23 protein-coding genes are annotated in these 23,106 nt (G+C 71.1%); 16 read left to right on the top strand and 7 right to left on the bottom strand.

The features are described 5' to 3' along the window. The first annotated feature begins 126 nt into the window (after positions 1-126). Positions 127-2,334: an alpha-galactosidase gene (locus AB0B66_RS24990; RefSeq protein ID WP_360534351.1), complete on the top strand. Its 2,208-nt coding sequence runs from the start codon at positions 127-129 to the stop codon at positions 2,332-2,334. Further along, on the top strand, positions 2,331-2,942 hold the full coding sequence (locus tag AB0B66_RS24985) for a GDSL-type esterase/lipase family protein (RefSeq protein ID WP_360534349.1): 612 nt from the start codon (positions 2,331-2,333) through the stop codon (positions 2,940-2,942). The genes AB0B66_RS24990 and AB0B66_RS24985 overlap by 4 nt, the downstream gene beginning before the upstream one ends. A gap of 47 nt (positions 2,943-2,989) precedes the next feature. On the opposite strand, the gene AB0B66_RS24980 is transcribed toward AB0B66_RS24985, so the two are convergent. After that, entirely contained in the window at positions 2,990-3,595 is a 606-nt protein-coding gene (locus tag AB0B66_RS24980) for a TetR/AcrR family transcriptional regulator (RefSeq protein ID WP_360534347.1), read from the bottom strand. A gap of 179 nt (positions 3,596-3,774) precedes the next feature. On the opposite strand from AB0B66_RS24980, the gene AB0B66_RS24975 reads away from it, so the two are divergent. From AB0B66_RS24975 to AB0B66_RS24950, 6 genes are all read left to right on the top strand, one after another. Continuing rightward, positions 3,775-4,335, top strand: coding sequence for a hypothetical protein (locus AB0B66_RS24975; RefSeq protein WP_360534345.1), 561 nt, complete (start codon positions 3,775-3,777; stop codon positions 4,333-4,335). Positions 4,336-4,438: 103 nt separating this feature from the next. Then, the gene (locus tag AB0B66_RS24970; RefSeq protein WP_360534512.1) at positions 4,439-5,374 is read left to right on the top strand and encodes an NAD(P)-dependent oxidoreductase; all 936 of its coding nucleotides are present in this window, start codon (positions 4,439-4,441) and stop codon (positions 5,372-5,374) included. Between the two features lie 223 nt (positions 5,375-5,597). Continuing rightward, positions 5,598-7,226 carry a glucose-6-phosphate isomerase gene (gene pgi, locus AB0B66_RS24965; RefSeq protein WP_360534343.1) on the top strand — a complete coding sequence of 543 codons (1,629 nt, stop codon included), beginning with the start codon at positions 5,598-5,600 and terminating at the stop codon, positions 7,224-7,226. Between the two features lie 33 nt (positions 7,227-7,259). Then, positions 7,260-8,291, top strand: coding sequence for a phosphogluconate dehydrogenase (NAD(+)-dependent, decarboxylating) (gene gnd / locus AB0B66_RS24960; RefSeq protein ID WP_360534341.1), 1,032 nt, complete (start codon positions 7,260-7,262; stop codon positions 8,289-8,291). 128 nt (positions 8,292-8,419) lie between these two features. Next, positions 8,420-9,586: a hypothetical protein gene (locus tag AB0B66_RS24955; protein WP_360534339.1), complete on the top strand. Its 1,167-nt coding sequence runs from the start codon at positions 8,420-8,422 to the stop codon at positions 9,584-9,586. After that, the gene (locus tag AB0B66_RS24950) at positions 9,571-9,729 is read left to right on the top strand and encodes a hypothetical protein (RefSeq protein ID WP_360534337.1); all 159 of its coding nucleotides are present in this window, start codon (positions 9,571-9,573) and stop codon (positions 9,727-9,729) included. The genes AB0B66_RS24955 and AB0B66_RS24950 overlap by 16 nt, the downstream gene beginning before the upstream one ends. Here the strand turns inward: AB0B66_RS24950 and AB0B66_RS24945 are convergent. Beyond that, positions 9,712-10,578 (bottom strand): MerR family transcriptional regulator, encoded by an 867-nt coding sequence (locus AB0B66_RS24945; protein ID WP_360534335.1) that lies wholly within the window; start codon positions 10,576-10,578, stop codon positions 9,712-9,714. The two genes, AB0B66_RS24950 and AB0B66_RS24945, sit on opposite strands and share 18 nt — an antisense overlap. A gap of 78 nt (positions 10,579-10,656) precedes the next feature. Here AB0B66_RS24945 and AB0B66_RS24940 point away from each other — a divergent pair, with 78 nt between their 5' ends. Further along, positions 10,657-11,025, top strand: a complete 369-nt coding sequence (locus AB0B66_RS24940; protein WP_360534333.1) for a nuclear transport factor 2 family protein — start codon at positions 10,657-10,659, stop codon at positions 11,023-11,025. A 40-nt stretch (positions 11,026-11,065) separates the two neighbouring features. Next, positions 11,066-11,944: an SDR family NAD(P)-dependent oxidoreductase gene (locus tag AB0B66_RS24935; RefSeq protein ID WP_360534331.1), complete on the top strand. Its 879-nt coding sequence runs from the start codon at positions 11,066-11,068 to the stop codon at positions 11,942-11,944. 91 nt (positions 11,945-12,035) lie between these two features. Here the strand turns inward: AB0B66_RS24935 and AB0B66_RS24930 are convergent, their stop codons facing one another. Next, positions 12,036-12,344 (bottom strand): TraR/DksA C4-type zinc finger protein, encoded by a 309-nt coding sequence (locus tag AB0B66_RS24930; RefSeq protein ID WP_360534329.1) that lies wholly within the window; start codon positions 12,342-12,344, stop codon positions 12,036-12,038. A 300-nt stretch (positions 12,345-12,644) separates the two neighbouring features. Here AB0B66_RS24930 and AB0B66_RS24925 point away from each other — a divergent pair, with 300 nt between their 5' ends. Beyond that, complete coding sequence (locus AB0B66_RS24925; RefSeq protein ID WP_360534327.1) at positions 12,645-14,204, top strand: hypothetical protein; 1,560 nt, start codon at positions 12,645-12,647, stop codon at positions 14,202-14,204. A gap of 9 nt (positions 14,205-14,213) precedes the next feature. On the opposite strand, the gene AB0B66_RS24920 is transcribed toward AB0B66_RS24925, so the two are convergent. The 4 genes from AB0B66_RS24920 to AB0B66_RS24905 all read right to left on the bottom strand — a co-directional run bounded on the left by AB0B66_RS24920 (position 14,214) and on the right by AB0B66_RS24905 (position 20,114). Next, positions 14,214-14,729, bottom strand: a complete 516-nt coding sequence (locus tag AB0B66_RS24920; protein WP_360534325.1) for a hypothetical protein — start codon at positions 14,727-14,729, stop codon at positions 14,214-14,216. 120 nt (positions 14,730-14,849) lie between these two features. Next, entirely contained in the window at positions 14,850-16,541 is a 1,692-nt protein-coding gene (locus AB0B66_RS24915) for an insulinase family protein (protein WP_360534323.1), read from the bottom strand. A gap of 2 nt (positions 16,542-16,543) precedes the next feature. Then, the gene (locus tag AB0B66_RS24910; RefSeq protein ID WP_360534321.1) at positions 16,544-17,488 is read right to left on the bottom strand and encodes a hypothetical protein; all 945 of its coding nucleotides are present in this window, start codon (positions 17,486-17,488) and stop codon (positions 16,544-16,546) included. A gap of 214 nt (positions 17,489-17,702) precedes the next feature. Further along, positions 17,703-20,114, bottom strand: a complete 2,412-nt coding sequence (locus AB0B66_RS24905) for a tetratricopeptide repeat protein (protein WP_360534319.1) — start codon at positions 20,112-20,114, stop codon at positions 17,703-17,705. Positions 20,115-20,199: 85 nt separating this feature from the next. Between AB0B66_RS24905 and AB0B66_RS24900 the strand changes: the two genes are divergently transcribed. From AB0B66_RS24900 to AB0B66_RS24880, 5 genes are read left to right on the top strand one after another with little or no spacing between them, the layout of a single operon-like run. Then, positions 20,200-20,574, top strand: coding sequence for a hypothetical protein (locus AB0B66_RS24900; RefSeq protein ID WP_360534317.1), 375 nt, complete (start codon positions 20,200-20,202; stop codon positions 20,572-20,574). Positions 20,575-20,588: 14 nt separating this feature from the next. After that, positions 20,589-21,206, top strand: coding sequence for a hypothetical protein (locus AB0B66_RS24895; protein WP_360534315.1), 618 nt, complete (start codon positions 20,589-20,591; stop codon positions 21,204-21,206). Positions 21,207-21,248: 42 nt separating this feature from the next. Beyond that, complete coding sequence (locus AB0B66_RS24890) at positions 21,249-22,076, top strand: hypothetical protein (RefSeq protein WP_360534520.1); 828 nt, start codon at positions 21,249-21,251, stop codon at positions 22,074-22,076. Positions 22,077-22,107: 31 nt separating this feature from the next. Then, positions 22,108-22,365: a tetratricopeptide repeat protein gene (locus tag AB0B66_RS24885; RefSeq protein WP_360534510.1), complete on the top strand. Its 258-nt coding sequence runs from the start codon at positions 22,108-22,110 to the stop codon at positions 22,363-22,365. Continuing rightward, on the top strand, positions 22,308-22,589 hold the full coding sequence (locus AB0B66_RS24880; protein ID WP_360534508.1) for a tetratricopeptide repeat protein: 282 nt from the start codon (positions 22,308-22,310) through the stop codon (positions 22,587-22,589). Before AB0B66_RS24885 ends, AB0B66_RS24880 begins: the two co-directional genes overlap by 58 nt. Positions 22,590-23,106 lie beyond the last annotated feature (517 nt).

The raw sequence follows: 23,106 nt of genomic DNA, 5'->3' as shown, positions 1-23,106 counted from the left end.
CGATCTGTCGCGCCGTTGCCACGGCGGGGGTTTTCGATCTGCTCCTGCGCTTGCCGCGACAGACTAAACATGATTAATTTACGGCGTCAAGTAACCTTGTCGTAACGTCCACGGAGGCTCTCAGCCATGCAATCCGGCACCCCAGCCGTACTCGCCCTGCGTGCCGGAGGCGCGGCCCTCGTCGTCGAGGTGCGCCATCCCACCCCCCGTGTCCTGCACTGGGGTGCGGACCTCGGCGACCCGGCCGACGGCCGCTACGACGACCTGCGCCACACCGCCGAACCCGCGATCCTCAACAACTCACCGGACCAACCGCGCGTGCTGTCGGTCTGGCCCACCGCCCACGACGGCTGGTCCGGCACGACCGCGCAGACCGGCAACGCCCTCGGCCGCGCCACCACACCCCGGCCCGTGCTCGACACCCACCACATCGAACTGCCGCCCGACGGTGTCGGCGGCCGGATCGAGTTCCGCCTCCTCGACCGGGTCACCGCCCTGCGCTGCGCGATCACCTACGAACTCGACCCGCACGGCGTGCTCGCCGTGTCGATGAGCGTGCAGCGCGACGCCGCCCTCGACCCGGCCGGCGGCGCGGTGCCGTACACCCTCGACGGGCTGCTCGCCCTGCTGCCCGTGCCCGAACGCGCCACCGAACTGCTCGACTTCACCGGCAAGTGGTGCCGCGAACGCGCCCCCCAGCGCACCCGGTTCGCCTTCGGCACCCATCTGCGCGCCACCCACCGCGGCAAGCCCGGACACGACTCGCCCTACCTGTTGCTGGCCGGCACCGACGGCTTCGGCTTCGGCCACGGCGAAGTCTGGGCCATGCACCTGGCCTGGAGCGGCGAGCAGCGCTACCTGGCCGAACGCCTGCCCGAAGCCCCCGGCGCGTTCGCCGCCGTGCTCGGCGCGGGCGAAGCCCTGCACTCCGGCGAGGTCATCCTCGCCGACGGCGACCGCTACGACGCGCCCACGGTCCTGTTCACCTGGTCCGGCACCGGCACCGACGGCGTCACCGACCGCCTGCACCGGCGGCTGCGCGCCCGCCCGCACCACCCCGCCACCGCCCGGCCGCTCGTGCTCAACACCTGGGAGGCCGTTTACTTCGACCACGACCTCGACCGGCTCACCCGGCTGGCCGAACGCGCCGCCGCCGTCGGCGTCGAACGCATCGTGCTCGACGACGGCTGGTTCCACGGCCGCCGCGACGACACCGCGGGCCTGGGCGACTGGCACGTCGACCGCGACGTCTGGCCCGACGGGCTCGACCCGTTCGTCAAGGTCGTACGCGCCCACGGCATGCAGTTCGGGCTCTGGTTCGAACCCGAGATGGTCAACCTCGACTCCCGGCTCGCCCGGCAGCACCCCGACTGGATCCTCGGCCCCCGCGCCGGCCTCGGCCCCAGCGCCCGGCAGCAGTACGTGCTCGACATCGCCCGCCCCGACGCCTACGCCTACCTGCTGGCCCGCATCGACGACCTGGTCGCCGCCCACGCCATCGACTACCTCAAGTGGGACCACAACCGCGACCTGCTCGAAGCCGTCAGCCGCGCACCGGACGGCGACCGCCCCGCCGTACGCGGGCAGACCCGCGCCCTCTACCGGCTGCTCGACGAACTGCGCACCCGCCACCCCCGCCTGGAGATCGAGACCTGCTCCGGCGGCGGCGGCCGCATCGACCTGGCCATCCTCGACCGCACCGACCGGGTATGGGCCTCCGACTGCAACGACCCCGTCGAACGCGTCCAGATCGAACGGTGGACCCGCGCCCTCGTACCCCCCGAACTCATCGGTTCGCACCTGGGCGCGGCACGCTCCCACACCACCTCCCGCACCACCGACCTGTCGTTCCGGCTCATCACCTCCCTGACCGCGCACGCCGGTATCGAACAGGACCTGACCGCCGTCAGCGACACCGAACTCGCCGCCATCACCGCCTGGTCGCGGCTCTACCGCGAGCTGCGCCCGCTGCTGCACACCGGCCGCGTCGTCAACGCCGACCTCGCCGACGACGCCACCGCCCTGTACGGCACCGTCGCCCACGACGGCACCCGCGCCCTGTTCACCTGGGCCCGGCTGCACACCTCGGCGGCAGGCCAGTCCGGCCGCGTCCGCTTCCCCGGCCTCGACCCTGCCGCCCGCTATCGCGTCGCCGTCCGCGAGGAACTCGGCACCGCCAGCCGCCACCAGGGCCACGACCCCGCCTGGATCACCCAGGCCCGCCGCGGCCCGGTCGAACTGTCCGGCGCAGTGCTCGCCGTCGCGGGCGTGCCGCTGCCGACCCTCAACCCTCAGCAGGCCATGCTCTTCGACCTCGAAAGGATCCAGCCATGACCCCGCCGACCGTCCTGTTCGCCGGTGACAGCATCACCGATTGCGACCGCCGCACCGACCCCGCCGGACTCGGCGACGGCTACGTCCTGCGCATCACCCGCGCCCTGGCCGGCCGGGCCCGCTGGATCAACCGGGGCATCAGTGGCGACACCACCCGCGACCTGCGCGCCCGGTGGGCGCACGACGTACTGGCCGAACACCCGTCGCTGGTCAGCGTGCTCGTCGGCGTCAACGACACCTGGCGGCGCTACGACAGCGGCACGCACACGACCACGGCCGATTTCGAGGTGAACTACCGGGCGCTGCTCGACCCGCTGGCCGCCGCCGGCACCGCGCTCGTGCTCGTCGAGCCGTTCCTGCTGCCCGTGCGGGCCGAGCAGGTCGAGTGGCGCGAAGACCTCGAACCCAAGATCGATATCGTACGCGACCTCGCGCGCGACTACGGCGCCGTGCTCGTTCCCGCCGACACCGCGCTCAACTCCGTCGGGGACCCGGCCGGGCTCGCACCCGACGGCGTCCACCTGAGCCCGGACGGCACCGACCTGCTCGCCAAGCTGTGGCTCGACCACGCGGCACCGCTGCTCGCGGCACTGCCGCTGGTGCGTTAGCCGCAGACCCGGCGGCTCCGCACGATTCAGCGCCGCCGGCGCGGCGGTCAGGAAGGCCGACGCGAGCTGTGGATCCGGACGAGTCCGTCGACGCCGCGCAGGAAGGTCTCGCGGATGGCAGCGGGGTCGAACAGGCATCCGGCCGCCATGGCGCCGTCGCGCAGCATGACGATGTGCTGCGCGGCGGGCTCGGCGTCGGTCGGCTCGATGCTCGTCATGAGGGCGTTGATCGTGTCGAGGAACCACTGCCGGTGCGCGAGGACGGCGCGGTGCACCGGGTGGTCGGGATCGGGATACTCGGCCACGGCATTGAGGAAGGCGCATCCCCGAAAGCCGGGTGACTGGATGGCCGCGGCGATCCCGGCCGCGATGGCCCGGACGGCGTCGCTCGCCGACGGGCTGGTGGCGACGGCCGCTGCCACCTGACTGCGGATGCTTTCGTCGGCGCCCTGCAGATAGGCCAGGACAAGGTCCTCCTTGCCGGGGAAGTGCCGATAGAAGGTGGCCCGGGTCACCTTCGCCGCGGAGATGATCCGTTCGACACCCACAGAGTGGATGCCCTCCGCGTAGAAGATCGTGCTCGCTGTGGTCAGGAGCCGAAGTCGCGCCTCGGACGGCCGGGTTTCGAGCTCTGCACGCACCATGCGGCCCATCCTAGCGAAAGAACGTTCGGTCTTGCTGTAGGCTGGCTGATACGTCATAGATAGAACGTTCGGTCTTGACAGTCGACATGATCCGGGCCACTGTTGACGGAACAGAACGTTCGGTCTCCCGTGGCGCCGGCAGCGGATCCGCTGGTCGCAGCCCCCTCTCCACTACGCGAAGGATCGTCATGACCACCCTCACTGCTTCCGGAATCTCGACGACGGCGGCCGCACTGCGGCGGCTGTACTTCGCCCGCTTCGTGTTCGCCATCGTCTGGGCCGCCGTGACTTTCGCGATCGCCGACGGCCTCAACCCGTCGGCCGTCGCGCTGTTCGTGCTCTATCCGCTGGTCGACGTCGCCGCCGCGATCATCGACGCCCGCTCGACCCGCGCCACCGGTTCGCCTGCCCTGCTGTACGTGAACGTCGCCGTCAGCCTGCTCGCCGCCGTCGGCCTGGCCGTCGCCGGCACGTCCGGCATCCCGGCGGTCCTGCGGGTGTGGGGGGCCTGGGCCGTGGTGGCCGGCCTGGTGCAGCTGATCGTGGGGATCACCCGCCGCCGCAGGATGGGCGGGCAGTGGCCGATGATCATCAGCGGTGGCCTGTCCATCCTCGCCGGCGGGTCGTTCGTCGCGGCTGCCGCGGCGGCCGAGCCGGCGCTGGCCAACGCGATCGGCTACGCCGTTCCCGGAGCGGTCTTCTTCCTCATCGCGGCCATCCGACTCGGCCGCACCGCGACGCGAAGCTGAAGACAATGCGCCCGGCGGCGGACCACCCGGCAGGCGGCCCGCCGCCGCTCATACCCCCGACCGGACCGGCCGGCCGTAGACTGGCTCTGCCCCCGGAACTGGTCTGCCCGGCCGGCGTCGAACACCTCGACGGCCGGCCCGACAAGACACCGAAAGGCGCCTGATGCGAGTAGCGGTGATAGGGGCCGGTGCGATGGGCGCCGGAATGGCGCGATCGCTGCGTCGCGCCGGCCACGAGGTGACGGTATGGAACCGGGACCCGGCGCGGGCCCGGAGACTGGCCCCGACCGGCGCGGTGCCGGCGTCGACGGTCTCGGCGGCGGTGACCGGCGCACAGGCCGTGGTCACCATGCTGTTCGACGCGGCCGCGACGCGCTCCGTCAAGGATGAGCTGACCGCCGCGATGGAGCCGGACGCGGTATGGATCCAGTCGGCGACGGTCGGCGTCGACGGCATCCGGGAACTCGCCCACGGCGTGCCCCGTCTCGTCGACGCGCCGGTCCTCGGCACCAAGAAACCTGCCGAGGACGGCACGCTGGTGGTCCTCGCCTCCGGCGATCCGTCGCTGCTGGCCCGATGCCGACCGGTGTTCGAGGCGGTCGGCTCACGGACCGTCGTGGTCGGCGACCAGCCGGGACCGGCCAGCGCGTTGAAGCTGGTGTGCAACGCCTGGGTGGCGCTGCTCACCGCCGGTGTCGCGCAGTCGGTGCAGTTCGCGCGGGCGCTCGGCGTGGACCCGCGGCTGTTCCTGGAGGCGATCGACGGCACCCCGACCGGCGCGCCGTACGCGCAGATCAAGGGCTCGGCCATGGTGTCCGGCGACTACGCGCCGTCGTTCGCGGTCGACGGGATACGCAAAGACCTGGACCTGATAGTGGAGTCGGCAGGCCGGACCGGGCTCGCGCCGCAACTGCTGGCGGTGACAAGGGACCTGTACGCGCGGGCGTCCGCGGCCGGCCACGGCGACGCCGACATCGCCGCGGTGGTCGAGGCCTTCACCGCGCCCGAAGCCTCCGCCGACGGCCACGCGCGCGACTGAGCACCCGCCGTTGACGACCGGGCGGGTCTGCGCGTTTGGCCGGTTGACCGCCTGCGACAGCCCGCGCGGGCGTATCGTCAGGATGCGACATTCGGGATGCAAACCTGTATCAGGGGCGGTCAAGGACTGATCGGTCCGGGTCGGGTTCCGATCCCGACCTGGATGCACGCCCTGGAAGCGCTGACCGGACGGACCCTCCGACCCGAACCGTGGAGCACGAGGAATGGCGAACCAGCCGTTGCGTAACCGTCCGGCCTACCGGGCTCTGACCGAGCACCACACCGAGATCGAAGGCCGCCACCTGCGCGAGCTGTTCGCCGAGGACCCCTCCCGCGGCGAGCGGTACGCCGCCGAGGCCGCCGGCCTGTACCTCGACTACTCCAAGAACCGCGTCACCGACAAGACGCTCGACCTGCTGGCACAGCTGGCCCGGGAGTCGGATCTCGAAGCGCGCCGCGACGCGATGTTCGCCGGGGACCGGATCAACGTGTCGGAGAACCGGTCGGTGCTGCACACGGCCCTGCGGATGCCGAAGGGCGCCTCGCTCGTGGTCGACGGGACCGACGTCGTCGCGCAGGTGCACGACGTCCTGGACCGGATGGCCGACTTCGCGAACAGGGTCCGCGCTGGCACCTGGCTGGGGCACACAGGAAAGCCGATCCGCAACATCGTCAACATCGGCATCGGCGGCTCCGACCTGGGCCCCGTGATGGCGTACGAGGCGCTGCGCCACTACACCGACCGCAACCTCACTTTCCGGTTCGTCTCGAACGTCGACTCCACCGACCTGGTCGAGGCGACGAGGGACCTGGCGGCCGACGAGACGCTGTTCATCGTGTCGTCGAAGACCTTCGGGACCCTGGAGACACTGACCAACGCCACCTCGGCACGCGACTGGCTGCTGAGCCGGCTCGGCGACCCCGCCGCGATCGCCAAGCACTTCGTGGCTGTGTCCACCAACGCCGAACGGGTCGCCGAGTTCGGGATCGACACCGCCAACATGTTCGGCTTCTGGGACTGGGTCGGCGGACGCTACTCGATGGACTCGGCCATCGGCCTGTCCACGATGGTGGCGCTGGGCCCCGAGCAGTTCGGGCAGCTGCTGGCCGGCTTCCACGACATGGACGAGCACTTCCGCACCGCCCCACTGGAGCGCAACCTCCCGGTGCTGATGGGCATGCTCGCCGTCTGGTACACCGACTTCTTCGGCGCGGCCTCGATCGGCGTGATGCCGTACGAGCAGTACCTCAAACGCTTCCCCGCCTACCTGCAGCAGCTGACCATGGAGTCCAACGGCAAACACGTCACCCTCGACGGCCGGCCCGTGGACTACCAGACCGGCCCGGTGTACTGGGGCGAGCCCGGCACGAACGGCCAGCACAGCTTCTACCAGCTGATCCACCAGGGCACCAGGCTGATCCCGGTCGACCTCATCGGCTTCGCGCAGAGCCTCAACCCGCTGCGCGACCACCACGACATCCTCTCCTCGAACGTCTTCGCCCAGGCCCTGGCGCTCGCGTTCGGCAAGACCGAGCAGGAGGTCCGGGACGAAGGAACCCCCGAGGCGGTGGTCCCGCACCGGGTCATGGAGGGAAACCGCCCCACCAACGTGCTGCTGGCCAAGAGACTGACCCCGCACGTCCTCGGCGCGCTGGTCGCCCTCTACGAGCACAGCGTGTTCACCCAGGGCATCGTCTGGGACATCGACTCCTTCGACCAGTGGGGCGTCGAGCTGGGCAAGGTCCTGGCCGCGGCGATCATCCCGGAGCTGGAGAGTGCCGCCGAACCCGAACTCGGCCACGACTCGTCGACCAATGCGCTGATCCGCCGCTACCGGTCGCTGAAAGCCTGAACCGAACACCGTCTCGTCACCGAGGAGCAGGACATGGCGGCTGACAGGCCCATGCAGCTCGGCATGGTCGGGCTGGGCCGGATGGGGGCCAACCTCGTCCGGCGGCTGATGCGCGACGGGCACCGCTGCGTCGTGTACGACGTCAACCCCGACGTGGTCAAGGAACTCGAAGGGGAGGGCGCGACCGGCGCCGCCTCGCTGGAGGACTTCGCGGCGAAGCTGGACAAGCCCCGCACCGCCTGGCTCATGCTGCCCGCCGCCATCGTGGACGCCACACTCGACCAGCTCGTCCCACTGCTGGAGCCCGGCGACGCCGTGATCGACGGCGGCAACTCCTACTACCGCGACGACATCGTGCGGGCCAAGCGACTCGCCGCCCAGCAGATCCACTACCTGGACTGCGGGACCAGCGGGGGAGTCTGGGGCCTCGAACGCGGCTACTGCCTCATGATCGGTGGGGAGACCGAGGTCGTGCGGCGGCTCGACCCGATCTTCAAGACGATCGCCCCCGGCGCGGGCTCCGCCGAACCCACGCCGAGCAGGACCCGAACCGACGGCACCGCCCCGGACGGCTACCTGCACTGCGGCCCGAACGGCGCGGGGCACTTCGTGAAGATGGTCCACAACGGCGTCGAGTACGGCATGATGGCCGCGATCGCCGAAGGGCTCAGCATCATCAAACACGCCGACGTCGGCAAGGCGACCCAGGTCGTCGACGCCGAGACCACCCCGCTGCGCGACCCCGAGGCATACCAGTACGACATCGACGTCGCGGAGGTCGCCGAGGTCTGGCGGCGCGGATCGGTTGTCAGCTCCTGGCTGGTCGACCTCACCGCCGACGCCTACGCCCGCTCGCCCGAGCTGGAGGAGTTCACCGGCCGGGTCTCCGACTCCGGCGAAGGACGCTGGACCGTGCTCGCCGCCGTGGACGAAGGCGTTCCGGCCACGATCATCACGACGTCGCTGATGGAACGCTTCGAGTCCCGGCGGTTGGGCGAGTACACCGACAAGATCCTCTCCGCCATGCGCAGCCAGTTCGGCGGCCATGCCGAGAAGAAGAAATAGCACTGCCCGACCCTTTCTGCCCGCGTACTCGGTGGTCGTGGCGCCGATGCTGACAGATGACCGACAGTCACCGCGATCAGACTGATCGTCGATGCCGAGCGATACGCGGTCTATCCATAATGCTCGGTGTGACTCCTCGGGCAAGAGCGGTGACCGTCATCGGGCTGGGCGTGACGGTCGCCGTCTCGACGGCGATCCAGGCGCTCGTGACGACGAACGTCGAAGAGAAGCTTCGCCCGTTCGTACTGCTCGGGGCCGTGATGACCGGTGTCGTCGCCGCCTGGCAGCTGGTCGCCGGCGCGGCGCTGAACACCCCGGCACCCGCACCCGCATCCCCGCCATCGCCGACGGCCTCGTCACCGACGCCGACCCCGGCAGCACCGAAAAGGCGACTGGGCGCGCCGATGCTCACCGCGGCGCTGGCCCTGCTCATCGCACTGACCAGCGTGCTGCTGCAGTTCCGGCCCGCAGGCGGTGCGGAACCTGACGACGACACGTCGGCGGCGCCCACTCCGCCGCCGACGGCGAGTGCCCCGGCGACCGTGCCGCCTTCGGCAACCGCGAACCGGCCGACAGCCTCCACCACCAGGGGCGACACCTCCGGCACCGCCCCGGCCACGATGGTGTGGAAGGGCGTCGACGACCAGACGACCCTGTGGTGGTCGACGCTGTCCGGCGGCCGGTGGAGTGAGCAACGGGCGTTCTCCGACCGCAGCACCCGCACCAGCCCGGCGCTGGCCTCCGTCGGTGGCAAGGTCTACATGGCGTGGCGTGAACCCGACGACAGCCACATCTTCTGGTCGTCCTACAACGGCAGCGCCTGGACGTCGCCGCGCCGGCTCGACGACCGCCGCACCGAGACCGCACCGGCCCTCGGCGTGTCCGGCAGCCGGCTCGTCATGACCTGGCGCGGCGTCGACGGCGACACCGGCATCTATTGGTCGACGCTCGACGGCTCCCGCTGGAGCGACCAGCGGAGCGTCGGCGGGCGAGCCACCGCGGGCAGCCCCGCGCTGGGCAGCGCCGGCGGGAAGCTTTACATGGCCTGGCTGGAAGCCGCCGACGGCGGCAGTACTGGTCGGTGCTCAGCGGCTCGTCGTGGTCGCCGCCGGGTCAGCTGCCAGACCGCTGGACCACCACCGGCCCCGCCCTGGGCAGCGACGGATCAAGGCTGGTCATGGTCTGGAAGGGGGCGGTGGAGGACAACATGTTCTGGTCGGTGTTCGACGGCTCGACATGGTCGACGCAGGAAGTGTTCCCGCACGGTGCCTCCACCGGCATGGTGCCGGCGCTGAACAGCCGCAAGAGCTCCCTGATCATGGTCTGGCGTGAAGCGGGGGACAGCCACCTGGTCTGGTCGCGCTACAGCGGCGGCCAGTGGTCCAGCCCGCTGGTGCTCGACGACCGGCGCACCGGCACGTCACCGGCCATCGCCTGAAGTCCGGCTCCCCTCGGTGCCTGCTCCGGCTGCCGTCGCGGGCGGGGCCAGCCGGAAGACCGGCCAGCCGATCTCGGTACGCCACCCGGCGGGTTCCCCGGTGTCACGCGGGCCGACGAGGTAGGTCTCGTGGATCGGCCCGTTCACGGCCAGGGCGTGCTCGACCACCCAGGCGCCCAGCCGGCCGTAGGTGACGTCGATGTCGTCGTGCGGGCCGCGGTGGACGGCCACGGCCAGGTCGGTCGGCGGCAGCGTGAGCGGCTCGATCCGGCCCGCCCCGCGCGGCCGGGCCACGGGCCGGAACACGGTCATCGTCCCGGCGCCGCCGGTGAACAGCTCGTTGGCGTAGCGGCCGCCGGGCGGCCCGGTGCGCTCGGGTGCCGGGTAAGCGGCGTCCAGTTCGGCCATCGCGTCGGCGTACCACGCGATCGTGTCGGCCAGCGCGACCTCCCCGGTGATCGCGGCGACCGTGCGGGCGGGCGCCGAGCGCAGCTCGACCTGCAGCTCGGCAGGGTCGGGGCGCAGCAGCTGCCGCAGTGACACCACGGCGGCCCGGGTCCGGTCCAGCTCCGCCTCCAACCGGCGCAGATGGCCCGCGACCAGGTCGGCGCGGCGCTGCGGATCGTCGGTGGCCAGGATCGACTTGACCTCGGCCAGCGGGACGTCCAGCTCCCGGAGCCGGTGGATGACCTGCGCGGGCGGGATCTGGTCGGCGGTGTAGTAGCGGTAGCCGGTGAACGGGTCGACGCTGGCCGGTTCCAGCAGCCCCGCCTCGTGGTAGCGGCGCAGCGTACGCACGCTCAGGTGGGTGAGCGTGGCGAACTCGCCGATCGTCAGTCCCGTGCGCATGCTGCCAGTCTGAGCTCTCCCGCCGGGGGAGGGTCGAATGTTGGACTCTCTCCCGGCGGGAGACCGCACAGTGGGCTCATGAGCACCGTTGACTGGAGTCGAGCAACCACGATCGCGCCGGCCGAGCTGCCTGCGACGATCACCGCCTACCTGGCCGCGCACCAGGCCCGCGACGTCGAAACCGAGATCGGGTCGTACACCGCCGACGCGGTGGTCGCCGACGACGGCCGTGTCCACCGGGGCCGGGACGAGATTCGGGCTTGGCTGAGCAGCGCGGCTGTCGAGTACACCTACACCACCGAGCTGACCGGGGCCGCCCGAGTCGACGACGAGCACTACGACGTGCTGCAGCACCTGGAGGGCGACTTCCCGGGCGCGGTGGTCGACCTGCACTACCGCTTCACGCTGCGCGGATCGGCGATCGCCGAACTGGCGATCGAGGTATGAAACTCACTTTTAGGATAAGAATCGTGGATCGGATAAAGCGATGAGAACGTGGTTCATCACCGGCGGGACACCGGGCGGGTTCGGCATGGCATACGCGGACGCCGCGCTCGAATACGGCGACCGCGTCGTGCTGACCGCACGGCGGCCCGAAGAGCTCGCCGACTGGGCGCGGACGCACGGAGACCGGGTGCTCGTGCTGCCGCTGGACGTCACCGACCCGGAGCAGGTCCAGCAGGCGGTGCGGGCGGCCGAGGAGCGTTTCGGTGGCATCGACGTGCTGGTCAACAACGCGGGCCGGGGCTGGTACGGGTCGATCGAGGGTATGGCCGACGCGGACGTGCGCCGCATGTTCGAGCTGAACTTCTTCGCGGTGCTGTCGGTGGTCCGGGCCGTCCTGCCCGGGATGCGGGCCCGGGGCAGCGGCTGGATCGTGAACATGTCCTCGGTCGCCGGACTGCGCGGGATCGTCGGGTTCGGGTACTACAGCGCCACCAAATACGCGATCGAGGCCGTCACCGAGGTGCTGCGAGCCGAGGTCGCGCCGCTGGGCATCTCGGTGCTGGCGGTGGAACCCGGGGCGTTCCGCACCCGGGCCTACGCCGGGTTCGCCGACGAGCCCGTCGCGGAGCCCGTCGCGGCGTACCGGCCGATGCTGGAAGAGGTCCGCGCCGCCATGATCGAGCAGGACGGCCGGCAGCCGGGGGACCCGGAGCGCGGGGCCCGCGCGGTGATCGCCGCGATGGCCCAGGACACGCCTCCGCACCGGCTGGTCCTGGGCGGCAGCGGGTTCGACGCGGTGATCGCCACCCTGGAAGCGACCCTGGACGACCTCCGCGCGAGCGAACCGCTCTCCCGCGGGGCCGATTTCCCGGCTGAGCCGGATGACGTCGGGCGGGGTGATCTCGCGCCTCAGGAGTGATCGCCTTCGGTCTGCGGCATATCGCCGGGTCGAGTCGGGTCGGGGCGGGCTGACGGAGCGATCCGTCACCCGCCCGTTGCGGCTAGGGCGCCTAACGCGGGCAGGACACGCAGGTCCTGGCATGGGGCAGCAGTTCCAGGCGGTCGCGGGCGATGGGCGTGGAGCAGACGACGCAGGTGCCGTAGTAGCCGTTCTCGATGCGGCGCAGTGCCGCGACGGTGTCGGCAAGACTCTGGCGGCTCGCGGCCAGCAGCGAGGCGTGCGCGGAGATGTCGGACGGGTCGGGGATGGTGGCTGTGAGGTCGGCCAGGTGCGCGGACTGTGTTTCGAAGGTGCGCTGGAGTCTGTCGAGGACGCCGGCGAGCCAGTCGTCGTGGTCGGTGGTGTCGAGCGTGTTCACGGATGCCTCCATGTCGAGCGGATAAAAGAAAATCGGGCCGAGAGCTGGTGTGCTCCGCCCGATGAGTCGTGCCTGCGTCGACTACGGCTAGTGCGGAGCCGGACGAGTCGGCTGCGGGGAGCGCCGCAGCGTGGCACGGGTGCGCGGGCAGCACGAGGTGTCACGACCGCGGTCCTGCCGCGGCCGCGCGCCCACCTGGATCGCTGCCGGCATCATGCGGCAACCATAGGCCGCGCCCACAGCGTCGACAACACGCACAGCGAGCGGGCTGTGTCAGCGCCCGGTAGGCTCCGCGTCACCATGAGATCAGATCACCAGCGGTTGCTGTACGGTTCCTGCCGCCACGAGTCGATCGTGCACGACCCGGAGTGGTCCGGTTTCGGTCAGCCGGTCAAGGACATGGACGGCGACACCCGACCTTGTGACCTGTGCGCCGACGCCCGCTGCCCGGTCGGCAACATTCTGCGCCTGTCGGCGTTTCGAGTGCGCGCGGCACAACTGGTGGCTGAGCACGGCTACTGGTTGGACGTCGAGGTCAACCTCGGCGCCCATGGCATCGACCTGCGCTGCACCGTGGACGGCGTCACCTGGATCTGGGAGTTCACCACCGACGATCCGGCGTCGGTCGCGCAAGCGGTGGACAATCGCGACCACATCCTCGAACACCTGCGGGCACAAGGCGTGGACGCCCGACCGGGTCGGCCGTTCGCGCCGGAGTGGAGCGCCGGCCTGGCGGCCCCCGGCCACATCGTCGAAGTCGTCTCGCACGCGACCGAGCCCGGTGTCGAGGTCTTCGACGTCTTTCACTGCCAGCCGTGCTACCGGCAGGGCACCTGGCGTTACGCCGAGTCGCGCCTGCGCCATGCCCGGCAGGAGGATTTGCTGTTCATGCAGATCTACGATTTCTCCGCGGACGGCTCGGCCGTGAGCCTGCCCTCGCCGAACCGTCCACGCACCCCCAGCACGTACTCCGACGTGCACCTCCAGCTCAGCCTCGACAACGTCGCGGCGGCAGCGTCGGGCGCGCTCCTGCGCACCTGGTACGAGATCGCGGTGACGCTGCTCGACGCCGACCTGCTCGCCGAGATCCTGCACGCGCCCGCGGACGGGCACCACCCTCACCGCGGACTACCTGGCACCCCAGCGGGTGTTTTGAAGATGGAACCGGACGACGTCTTCAAACCGCGCGAGCGGCAACTCGACGAGGCGTCCTGGGCGACGTACCTGGCCACGCCGCCCGCCGAGGGAATCGCCTGGTTCGGGCCGGTCAGCGAGCACGGCTGGGCGCAGACCGGCAACGACGGCCAGTATCTGGTTCTGGAACACCGCGCACACGGCACGTCAGGGGACGTGCTCGCGCTGACCGCGAGCGTCAACGCCGTCCGCCAGGACGACCGGGTCTTCGGGCAGCGTCTGCTGGCTGTCGCCCGGACGCTGTGCGACCGGCTCCCGGTGAGCCATGCGGAGATCGGCCAGCGGCCTTTCCACGCCGAGACCGGGGTGCATGACCTGACGATGCTCGACCGGCTGCTCTACCGCTACCCGGCCGACTCGATCGCCGCGTCGCGCTCGATGCTGCGCGGCTACGCCTGGCTGACCGTCCTGCCGCCCGAGCTGGCCGACGCGCTCGGGGGTGTGGAGAAGCTGGCCGCCACCGGGGCGTTCCACGACGTGGCGCGGCTGGACACCGGCGGATGCTGGCTGCTGGCGACCGAGCACTTCGACGAGTACGACACGGCCGCCGCCTGCCGGGTCTTCCACGCGCTCGCGCCGGTGCTGCCGCCGGGACTGCCGGCCAGGTCGACCGCCGAACCACACATGATCATTCTTCGGGACGCCCGGCCGGCCGCCGGCGGCTGAGGCCGCGGGTCACATCATCGTCGCGCCGACCGCCTTCTCGTACAGCACCACCTGGGCGATGGTGACCACTCGCCCGTCAGCCAGTGTCCGGCCCGACGGCCATACGATCGACCTCAGCCGTTGATTCTCGACGGTGCGGAACGGCGCGCTCTTGTGAAGATCGACATCGTTCTGCTCGCACCAGACGATGACGGCATTCCAGAAGCGCTCCACCTGCGCCCAGCCCGCGACGGTCAGCGGTCCGCGCAAAGGCAGCAGTTCCTCAGCGGTGAGCAGCTCCGGCACGCCGTGCGAGGTCGTATTCTGCAGCGCCTCCAGGAACTTCAGCGCGGTGTGCGGGCCGTCGCCCTGCTCTGCCAGCAGGTCTTCCACGACCCGCAGGCAGGCGGCGGCCCGGTTGCCGTCTCGGCGCGCCACCTCCATCGCGATGGCCGGCATCTTGATCTCGCCGCCCGCCGTGGGCAGTCCCGCGGCAGCCATGAGTCGAAGCACAGGCGGCAACGGCCGCCGTTTGAACAGTCCCAAGTCGTCACCTGTCCGTGTCTGTCAGTGAAAGCGGATGACTCGATGCCCGGCACTCCACCACCGCGCTGAGAAACCCAGGCCGCGCCGGTCGAGGCAGCGACCGACGCGGCGATGCTCGTACTACCAGTGGCCGAGGTTGCGGCGACGCCACACCAGGGCGAGCGCGCACCAGAAGGCCAGCGAACCGACCCGGGCGTTCGAGGTCACCACACCGGCGACCAGCGCCGCCACCAGGCCGGTCACGAACACCACGGTCAGCAGCAGCGACGTGTAGCCGCCCCGGCGCGCCGCCAGGGGGTGCAGCGCCGCCTGGACGCGTTGGCGCGCCCAGCGCAGCCGGGTGCGGGCACCGCGCAGCCAGGAGCGTTTCGGTACGTCCGCCGGGTCGCGCGCGGGCAGGTGCACCACGAGCGCCGGGTCGACGGCGGCGTCGATCGCGGCCAGGGCGCGGCGGGAGTCGGCGAACAGTGCCGGTTCGACGCGCAGGCTGATGGCGTCGTGGCCGATCAGCTGCCGGGCGCCGTCGGGCCAGGCGAGCACGGCACTGGTCGCCTCGTGCAGCACGGTCAGCGGGCCCTGCGGGGTGGTGATGCTGACCCCGTCGGAGGCGATGATCAGGGTGGTGCGGTGCAGGTCGTGGGAGCGGTGGCGCTTGCCGGTGACCGCGAACCGGGACCGGCCCGGGGCCTGCTCGAACCCGTACCGCTCCAAGGCGTGCCCGTCGGGGGCCATGACCAGCGCGGTGTCCAGCGCTGCCGCGGCCTCGTCCCGGACGTCCTCGGCGGTGACCTTCGCCAGCTGCTCGGCGAGGGCTTCGACCGGCTCGACCGGAGCGCCGGTCAGCAGGTCGATCGCGCTCTGCGGCAGGCGCTTGGCGTCGAGCTCAGCGTGCCGCAGCACCTCTTCGGTCATCGTCCGCAGGCTGGCGAACTCCGCGTCGGCAACCGGTTGTGCGGCGAGTTCCTTGACGACCCGGACGAAGCCTTCGATGACCTCGTGCTGCCGGTCGGGCAGCCCGTCGACGACGGCGGTGACGGTGGCCTGCGTACCGCCTCCGGTGTCGTAGGTGGCCGCGGCCGTGTACGACAGGCCGCCCTCCTGTCGCAGTTCCCGGAACAGCGCCCGGTCCAGGGCTCGGGCGTACAGGCCCGCGGCGGTCGACCGGCGCAGCCGTGCGTCCATCGCCACGACCCGGGTCGGGCCGGTGAAGTACGCCGGGGTCACCGGCAGGGCGCTCGGTTCGTCGGGCAGCGGCTGCCGCGGTCCGTCGGGCAGGTCCAGCTCCAGGCCGTCGGGAATGCCGTCGCCGGAGATCCACAGGGCCGCGTTGCCGCTCGTGAACCATGTCGCGGCCCACGCCGAGAGCTGGTCGCGGGTCAGCGCGGGCACGCCCCATTCCGGGTACGCCGCCAGGCCCGCGCCGCGAGCGCCGTGACGCCACAGCAGCAAGGGCTCGCTGAGGCTCTGGCCACGGCCGGCCGCCTCGGTCTCCAGGATCTTGCGTTCGATGTCGAGCCGGTCCAGCGGCAGGTCGCGCAGGGACGCGCATACGCCGTTGAGGAAGCGGACCACGTCGCCGGCCGTGCCCTCCATGGAGAACATGGTGGCCGTCAGGCCGGTGCCGCCGTTGAAGTGATAGTCGGCCAGGCCCTGCCGGTGCAGTGCCAGGTGCTCGACCAGGTGAGTGATGCCCGCGGTGGCCAGGGTCTCGTCGGCGCGGCCGACGCGGAACACCAGCCCGGCCCGGGTGGGGCCGGTGCGTGGCGCGAACAGCGCCGGGATCTGCCCGACCTGCGTGGTGTGGATGGTCATCGTCAGCCCTTCACGGCACGGCGTGCGGTCCGGAACGCCTTCACGGGGTCGGCCGACCACATCTGCCATGGATATGCGGTAGTGCGCCGGCCCAGCGCCGCGAAGTGCGGCGCGGCATCTGCCAGGCCGCCGCCCTGGTAGAACGCGAACGCGAACGCCGTGTGTGCGGCGACCCAGCCGGGGGCGGGGCGGTAGTCCGGGTGAAGCACGGACGCCTGTGCCGCCTCGCGCAACTCCTGGCGCACCCGATCCTGGGCCAGGTACGGGTACAGCCCGCCTTGCGCCGTGTGGAAGGCGTGCTCGATGTGCGCGATGGCCACGGCCGCGCCGGACAGCGAGCCGGCGGGGTTGTCGGCCAGACACTGGCGGGCGAACGCGTGCAGGTCCTCCAGGGTGCCTTCCCATTTCGGGCACAGGTGCTGCAGCAGCAGTTCCTGCGCGTGGTACGGCACGTCGCAGTGCTCGGCGACCAGCCCGTAGCGGCGGCGGCCCTCGTCGATCCCGAAGTTCAGCCCGCGGGCGGTGGTCAACCGCATCGTCCACGCCGCGGCGTTGCCGCGGTCGATGGCGGTGGCATCGGCGAGCACGCGCTCGGCCTCGCACAGGCGTTCATGGAACAGCTGCCACTGGGCGCGGCTGACGTGCTGGGCGCCGTAGCTGCTGCGGGCCTGCCAGGCCAAGGTGATCAGGCGGGCGCCCAGCAGGGTGCGGGCCAGTGACGAGTCGCGTTCGGTGTCGACGGTGCGCTGGAGGAAGTTCTCGCTGCCGCGCTGGGCGGCGACGAAGGCGACAGCGGGGCCTTGGTCGGCGCGGGCCGGCAGCCCGGCGAAGTACGCGGCCACGGCGGGCCAGTCGCCGCCGCGTACCGCCTGGCGGAGCGGGGCGAGGCCCGGGTCGTGCAAGACCGGGTCGGTGGCGCGGGTGAGCAGCCCGCCGAGATTGATCACGGACCGGGATCCTACGGTCGCGGCGATCCGTGTGCTGCCCCGTTTTCGCCTGCCTGCCCTCGGCCATACGGGTGATCTCGGCACCACCAACGTCAGTCGGCAATGAGCCACCCGCCGCTGATATGAGCATCCCTGTCTTACATCTTCGCAGCCAGATGCGCATCACGCGCGGTCTTGAGACCTTCTGGGACTCCAATCTGTAGCACAGCGATTCCTACTCACCCGGACCCTTCTTCAAGGCGGAGGAGCCGACAGCCTGCCTCCGCCAGTAGGCGAGGTTGTGGCGTGTGGTCAGGGTGTTGGGGTGGTCGGGGCCGAGGACGCGCAGCCGGTCGGCCAGCAGCTGTTCGTACGCGGCGGCGGCCCCGGCCGGGTCACCGGCGTCCCCCCGCCAGCGGGCGAGGTTGGCGCGTGTGGTCAGGGTGTTGGGGTGGTCGGGGCCGAGGACCCGCAGCCGGTCGGCCAGCAGCTGCTCGAACCCGGCGGCGGCCCCGGTCGGGTCACCGGCCTCCCCCCGCCAGTGGGCGAGGTTGGCGCGGGTGGTCAGGGTGTCGGGGTGGTCGGGGCCGAGGACCCGCAGGAAGTCGGCCAGCACCTGCTCGAACGCGGCGGCGGCCCCGGCCGGGTCACCGGCACGCCCCCGCCAGTAGGCAAGGTTGGCGCGGGTGGTCAGGGTGCTGGGGTGGTCGGGGCCGAGGACCCGCAGCCGGTCGGCCAGCACCTGCTCGAACCCGGCGGCGGCCCCGGCCGGGTCACCGGCATGCCCCCGCCAGCGGGCGAGGTTGCTGCGGGTGGCCAGGGTTTCGGGGTGGTCGGGGCCGAGGACCCGCAGCCGGTCGGCCAGCACCTGCTCGAACCCGGCGGCGGCCCCGGCCGGGTCACCGGCCTCCCCCCGCCAGTAAGCGAGGTTGGCGCGGGTTGTCAGGGTTTCTGGGTGGTCGGGGCCGAGGACCCGCAGCTCGTCGGCCAGCAGCTTCTCAAGCGCGGCGGCGGCCCCGGCCGGGTCACCGGCCTCCCCCCGCCAGCGGGCGAGGAAGTGGCGTGTGGTCAGGGTGTTGGGGTGGTCGGGGCCGAGGACCCGCAGCCGGTCGGCCAGCAGCTGCTCGAACCCGGCGGCGGCCCCGGCCGGGTCACCGGCCTCCCCCCGCCAGCGGGTGAGGTTGTTGCGGGTGGCCAGGGTGTCGGGGTGGTCCGGGCCGAGGCGCTGGTGTGCGGTCTGGTGCAGGCGCTGGTAGTAGCCAGCGGCGGCGGTGACCTGGCCCGTTTCGCCGAGGCGTGTGCCGGCGGCGAACAGCACGGAGTGTGCGCCGCTTTGGCGTGTCCAGAGTGGGTCGGGGTTGGTGTGGTGCAAGTGCTCGGTGTTGGTGCGCAGGGCCTGGCCGAGGTCGGGGTCGGTCTCGATCTCGGGCCATACGGCCTGGAGAGCGTCGGCGGCGGCGACGGTGGCGCTGTCGCGTGCTGCCTGGTCGGTCTGGTCATGGGCGGCGCGTTGGATGAGGGCGTGCACGCGCAGGCTGCGGGCTGGGTTGCCGGGGTCGTGGGTGGCCAGGTTGAGCAGGTGCAGGTTGCGCACCGCGTCGTACACGTCGTCCGCGGTGACGTGCATATCGGCTGAGTTGCTGAGCCAGGTCAGCACGGGTGGGGCGGTCAGCACCGGTGCCGGGATGCCGTTGGGGTCAAGCAGGCACGCCAGTCGCAGGATGTGCCGCGCCAATCCGGCTGGGTGCAGGGTGTCGGCTTGTTCGATGGACAGGGACCAGGTCGCGGCGACGGTGTCGCGGTGTTGGTCGGGAAGCCTGTGGGGTGCCAGCTGTGTGAGCTGTCGGCTGCGGTCGGCGTATGCGGTCCGGTACCAGCTACAGGTGCGCTGCTGGTTGGCCATGTACACCGCCGCCTGCGCCAGGGCCAGTGGCAGGTGCCCGAGGTCAGCGGCCAGCCCGGGGATGTCGTCAGCCAGCGTCTGGTGGGCGACCAGGCGGGTGGTCAGGTAGTCGTGGGACTGCTGGGGGGTGAACAGGCCGACGTCGACCAGGCGGCGGCCGTTGCCGGTCAGGGCGGCGTCGCGGCTGCGGGTCGTGACCACCACCGACCCGGCCGGATTGCGCGGCGGCCACAGATCCCTGACGTCGTCGGGGTCGGCCAGATCGTCGAGGACGACCAGCCACCGCCGATCGGTTGCTGCCAGCCAGCCCAACAGCCGGGCAGCGGCCTGCTCACCAGCCAGGCCACCGTCCACGCCGAGCTGGCGGGCAGCGTCGGTGTAGCTGTCGACCACCGATACCCGCGACGCGGCAGGCACCCACACCAGCACATCCAGCAGCCGCTGTTCCCACAGATGTTCGGCGTGCCCTGCGGCCAGCTGGGTCTTGCCGACTCCGCCCATCCCCGACAGCACCCGCGTCTGCACCAGCACCGTCGTCGTGCCCGACCCTTCGGACAGCGCCTCCTGCTCGGCCTGCCGGTCTTGCAGACAGTCCGCCAGCGGCGGCACCACGCCCACCCGCACCGACCGCGCCACATGCGGGGATGCGCCGTAGAAGTGATTGTGCTGGGTGTTGTGCTCGCCGGTCTGCTGGCCTTGCGTACCGCTGGCATCGACGGAGAAGTCGGGTCGGTCGGCTCCCACCTATGCCCCCTTGATCGACATTGTTGTATCGGCCGGGTTCTAGTGTGAAGGCACGGGTACGGATGGACGAACGCTGGGGGTAGGCATGGATCCGGTAACGCTGGTGGTCACAGCCCTGGAGGAGGGCGCGAAGGCCGGGTTGGCTGGCACGGCGACGAAGCTGATCGCCGACGCGTACGACACGCTCAAGGGCCTGGTGGCAAAGCGGCTGCGCCGCAACGGCACCGACGACGAGCAGAGCATTGCCCTGGTTGAGCAGGTCGACGGCACCGCCGAAGACCGCCAGACCGCGCTCACTGAGCAGCTGGCTGCAGCCGGTGTCGACGATCCGACACAGCAGGCCGCCCAGAAGCTGCTGGACCTGCTGCGCGCGGCCGGGACGAAGTACTCCATCAACGCGCCCGACGCCAAGGGCTTGATGATCGGCGACAACAACACCCAGACCAACACCTACAACTGACCACGGCCCGACCCATGACCGACGACACCCCACCGCGGTACGACATCACCGCACCTCGTGCCAGAGGCCTGCACATCGGCGAAGGCACGCAGGTGAACCTCTTCGGTGACCGGCCCGAACCGGCCTGGCCAGTCGCGGTGGGGCGGGTGCCGCCGCTGGCCGACTGCTGGCAGCCCCGACCCGACCAGCAGGCTCTACTACCCGCGCGTGGGGGCGGGACGGTGGTGCTCACACAGGTCCTGTCGGGCATGGGCGGGGTCGGCAAGACCCAGCTGGCGGCGGACTGGGCCATCGGCCAATGGCAGCAGGGAAGCGTCGACCTGCTGCTTTGGGCCGACGCAGGCTCACAGCAGTCCATCGTGGCGGCCTACGCGCAGGCCGCCGTGGCTGTCGGCGTCGACCCGCGCACGGATGGCGAGCAGGCCGCGCAGTGGCTACTGCGCTGGCTGGCCGACAGCGGCAAGCGGTGGGCCGTGGTCTTGGACGACCTGACCCGCCCAGCGGACCTGACCGGGTGGTGGCCCCCAACGACCGAGACCGGGTCGGTGGTGGTCGCCACCCGCCGCAGCGACTCCGCGCTGCTACGCAGCAACCGGGTCCTGGTCCAGGTAGGCCTGTTCACCCCCGCCTAGGCCTGCGGATACCTCACCGCGAAACTCACGGCACATTCCGGCGTGGCCGACGACATCGGCGGCGTGGCCGCCGATCTGGGGTACCTGCCTCTCGCTCTGGCCCAGGCAGCCGCATACATGATCGACCGGGAGATCACATGCAGCACCTACCGCGTTCGTCTCGCCGACCGTCGCCGCAGCCTCGAACACTTTCTGCCCGAGCCTGAGTCACTGCCTGACGAGCATCGTGCGACCGTCGCCGCGACCTGGTCCTTGTCGATAGAGCATGCCGATACCCTGCGTCCGGCTGGTCTGGCGCGGCCTGTGTTGCGGTTGGCGAGTCTGCTCGACCCGAACGGCATCCCCGCCCCCGTGCTGACCGCCGCGCCGGTGCTGGACTGGTTGTCCGCCGCAGCCGGTGCGCGTGTCACGGCCGACGACGTTTACGACGCGGTGCGTAACCTGCACCTGCTCAACCTCGCCACCCATGACCCCGGCAACCCGGCCCGCAGCCTGCGCGTGCACGCGCTCATCCAACGCGCCACCCGCGACCAGACCCCGACCGGCGCCCGCGACAACGCCACCCTCTCCGCCGCCGACGCCCTCCAGGCCGTGTGGCCGCCCGTCGAGACCGACCCCGACCTCGGACAGGCCCTGCGCGCCAACACCGAGCACCTGCACCACACCAACCCCGCTCTGGACACCCGAGCACGGCGGGCACATCGTACTGTTCACGGCGGGCACCCGCCTAGGCGACACCGGGCAGGTCACCGCAGCCGCCGACTACTACCAGCGCCTGCACCACACCGCACACCAGCGCCTCGGCCCCGACCACCACGACACCCTGACCGCCCGCAACAACCTCGCCCGCAGACGGGGACAGGCCGGTGACGCGGCTGGGGCCGTCGCCGCGTTCGAGGGGTTGCTGGTCGACTTCCTGCGGGTTCTCGGCCCCGACGACCCCGACACCCTGGTCACCCGCGGCAACCTCGCCTACTGGCGGGGGGAGGCTGGTGACGCGGCTGGGGCCGTCGCCGCGTATGAGCAGCTGCTGGACGACCAGTTGCGGGTTCTCGGACCTGACCACCCCAACACCCTGGCCACCCGCAACAACCTCGCCGGCTGGCGGGGCAGGCTGGTGACGCGGCCAGGGCGGCCGGCGCGTACGAGCAGCTGCTGACCGACCGGCTGCGGGTTCTCGGACCCGACCACCCCGACACCCTGGTCACCCGCAGCAACATCGCCTACTGGCAGGGGGCGGCAGGTGACCCGGCCGGGGCCGCCGAAGCGTTCGAGCAGCTGCTGACCGACCGGCTGCGGGTTCTCGGACCCGACCACCCCAGCACCCTGACCACCCGCAACAACATCGCCTACTGGCGGGGGCAGGCCCCAGGCGGCATCTGAGGACGAACTGCTTCACAGGGACTCAACCCCCTGAACGTTGCAGGTACGGCGGCGGGGACGCGAGAGGTTGACGGTTGAAACACCGCGGCGAGGTTTCGAGGTCAATCTGCTCACTGTTTCAGCCGGTCGAGGCATGCTGCCGCGTTGCATACGCCGATCGCTCCCCTAGCCGATCGCCGTGGTCTCAGTCCTGGGCTCATTCAGCAACGTTCGTAGTCGTTCAAGGGTTCGACACGTCATGCCTACCTGGTGAGATGCGTCGCGCGGCGAATCCCGGACACCCCGCTCGCAGCATTGGAAAGCGTGTTGGCGAGCGGCTGGGCAAGCTTCGGAGGCAGTACTGCGCCGGGCCTTTACGGAAAATGGGTGGAGGAATCCGAAAGTCGATCTACGTTGCCGCAGTCAGGTAAACCCGCGACGTTGGTCCGCTCAACCGCTGCCCATGCGGCTTGTCGGCCCGCGCAGGTTATATGGGTGCCAGAGCGTTCGAAATGATAATGCTACGTGCGTCATCGGC

The sequence above is a fragment of the Catellatospora sp. NPDC049111 genome (genome assembly GCF_040648615.1).
In the GTDB taxonomy this organism is placed as follows: Bacteria; Actinomycetota; Actinomycetes; order Mycobacteriales; family Micromonosporaceae; genus Catellatospora; species Catellatospora aurea.
This window is presented reverse-complemented; position numbering and strand designations above follow the sequence as displayed.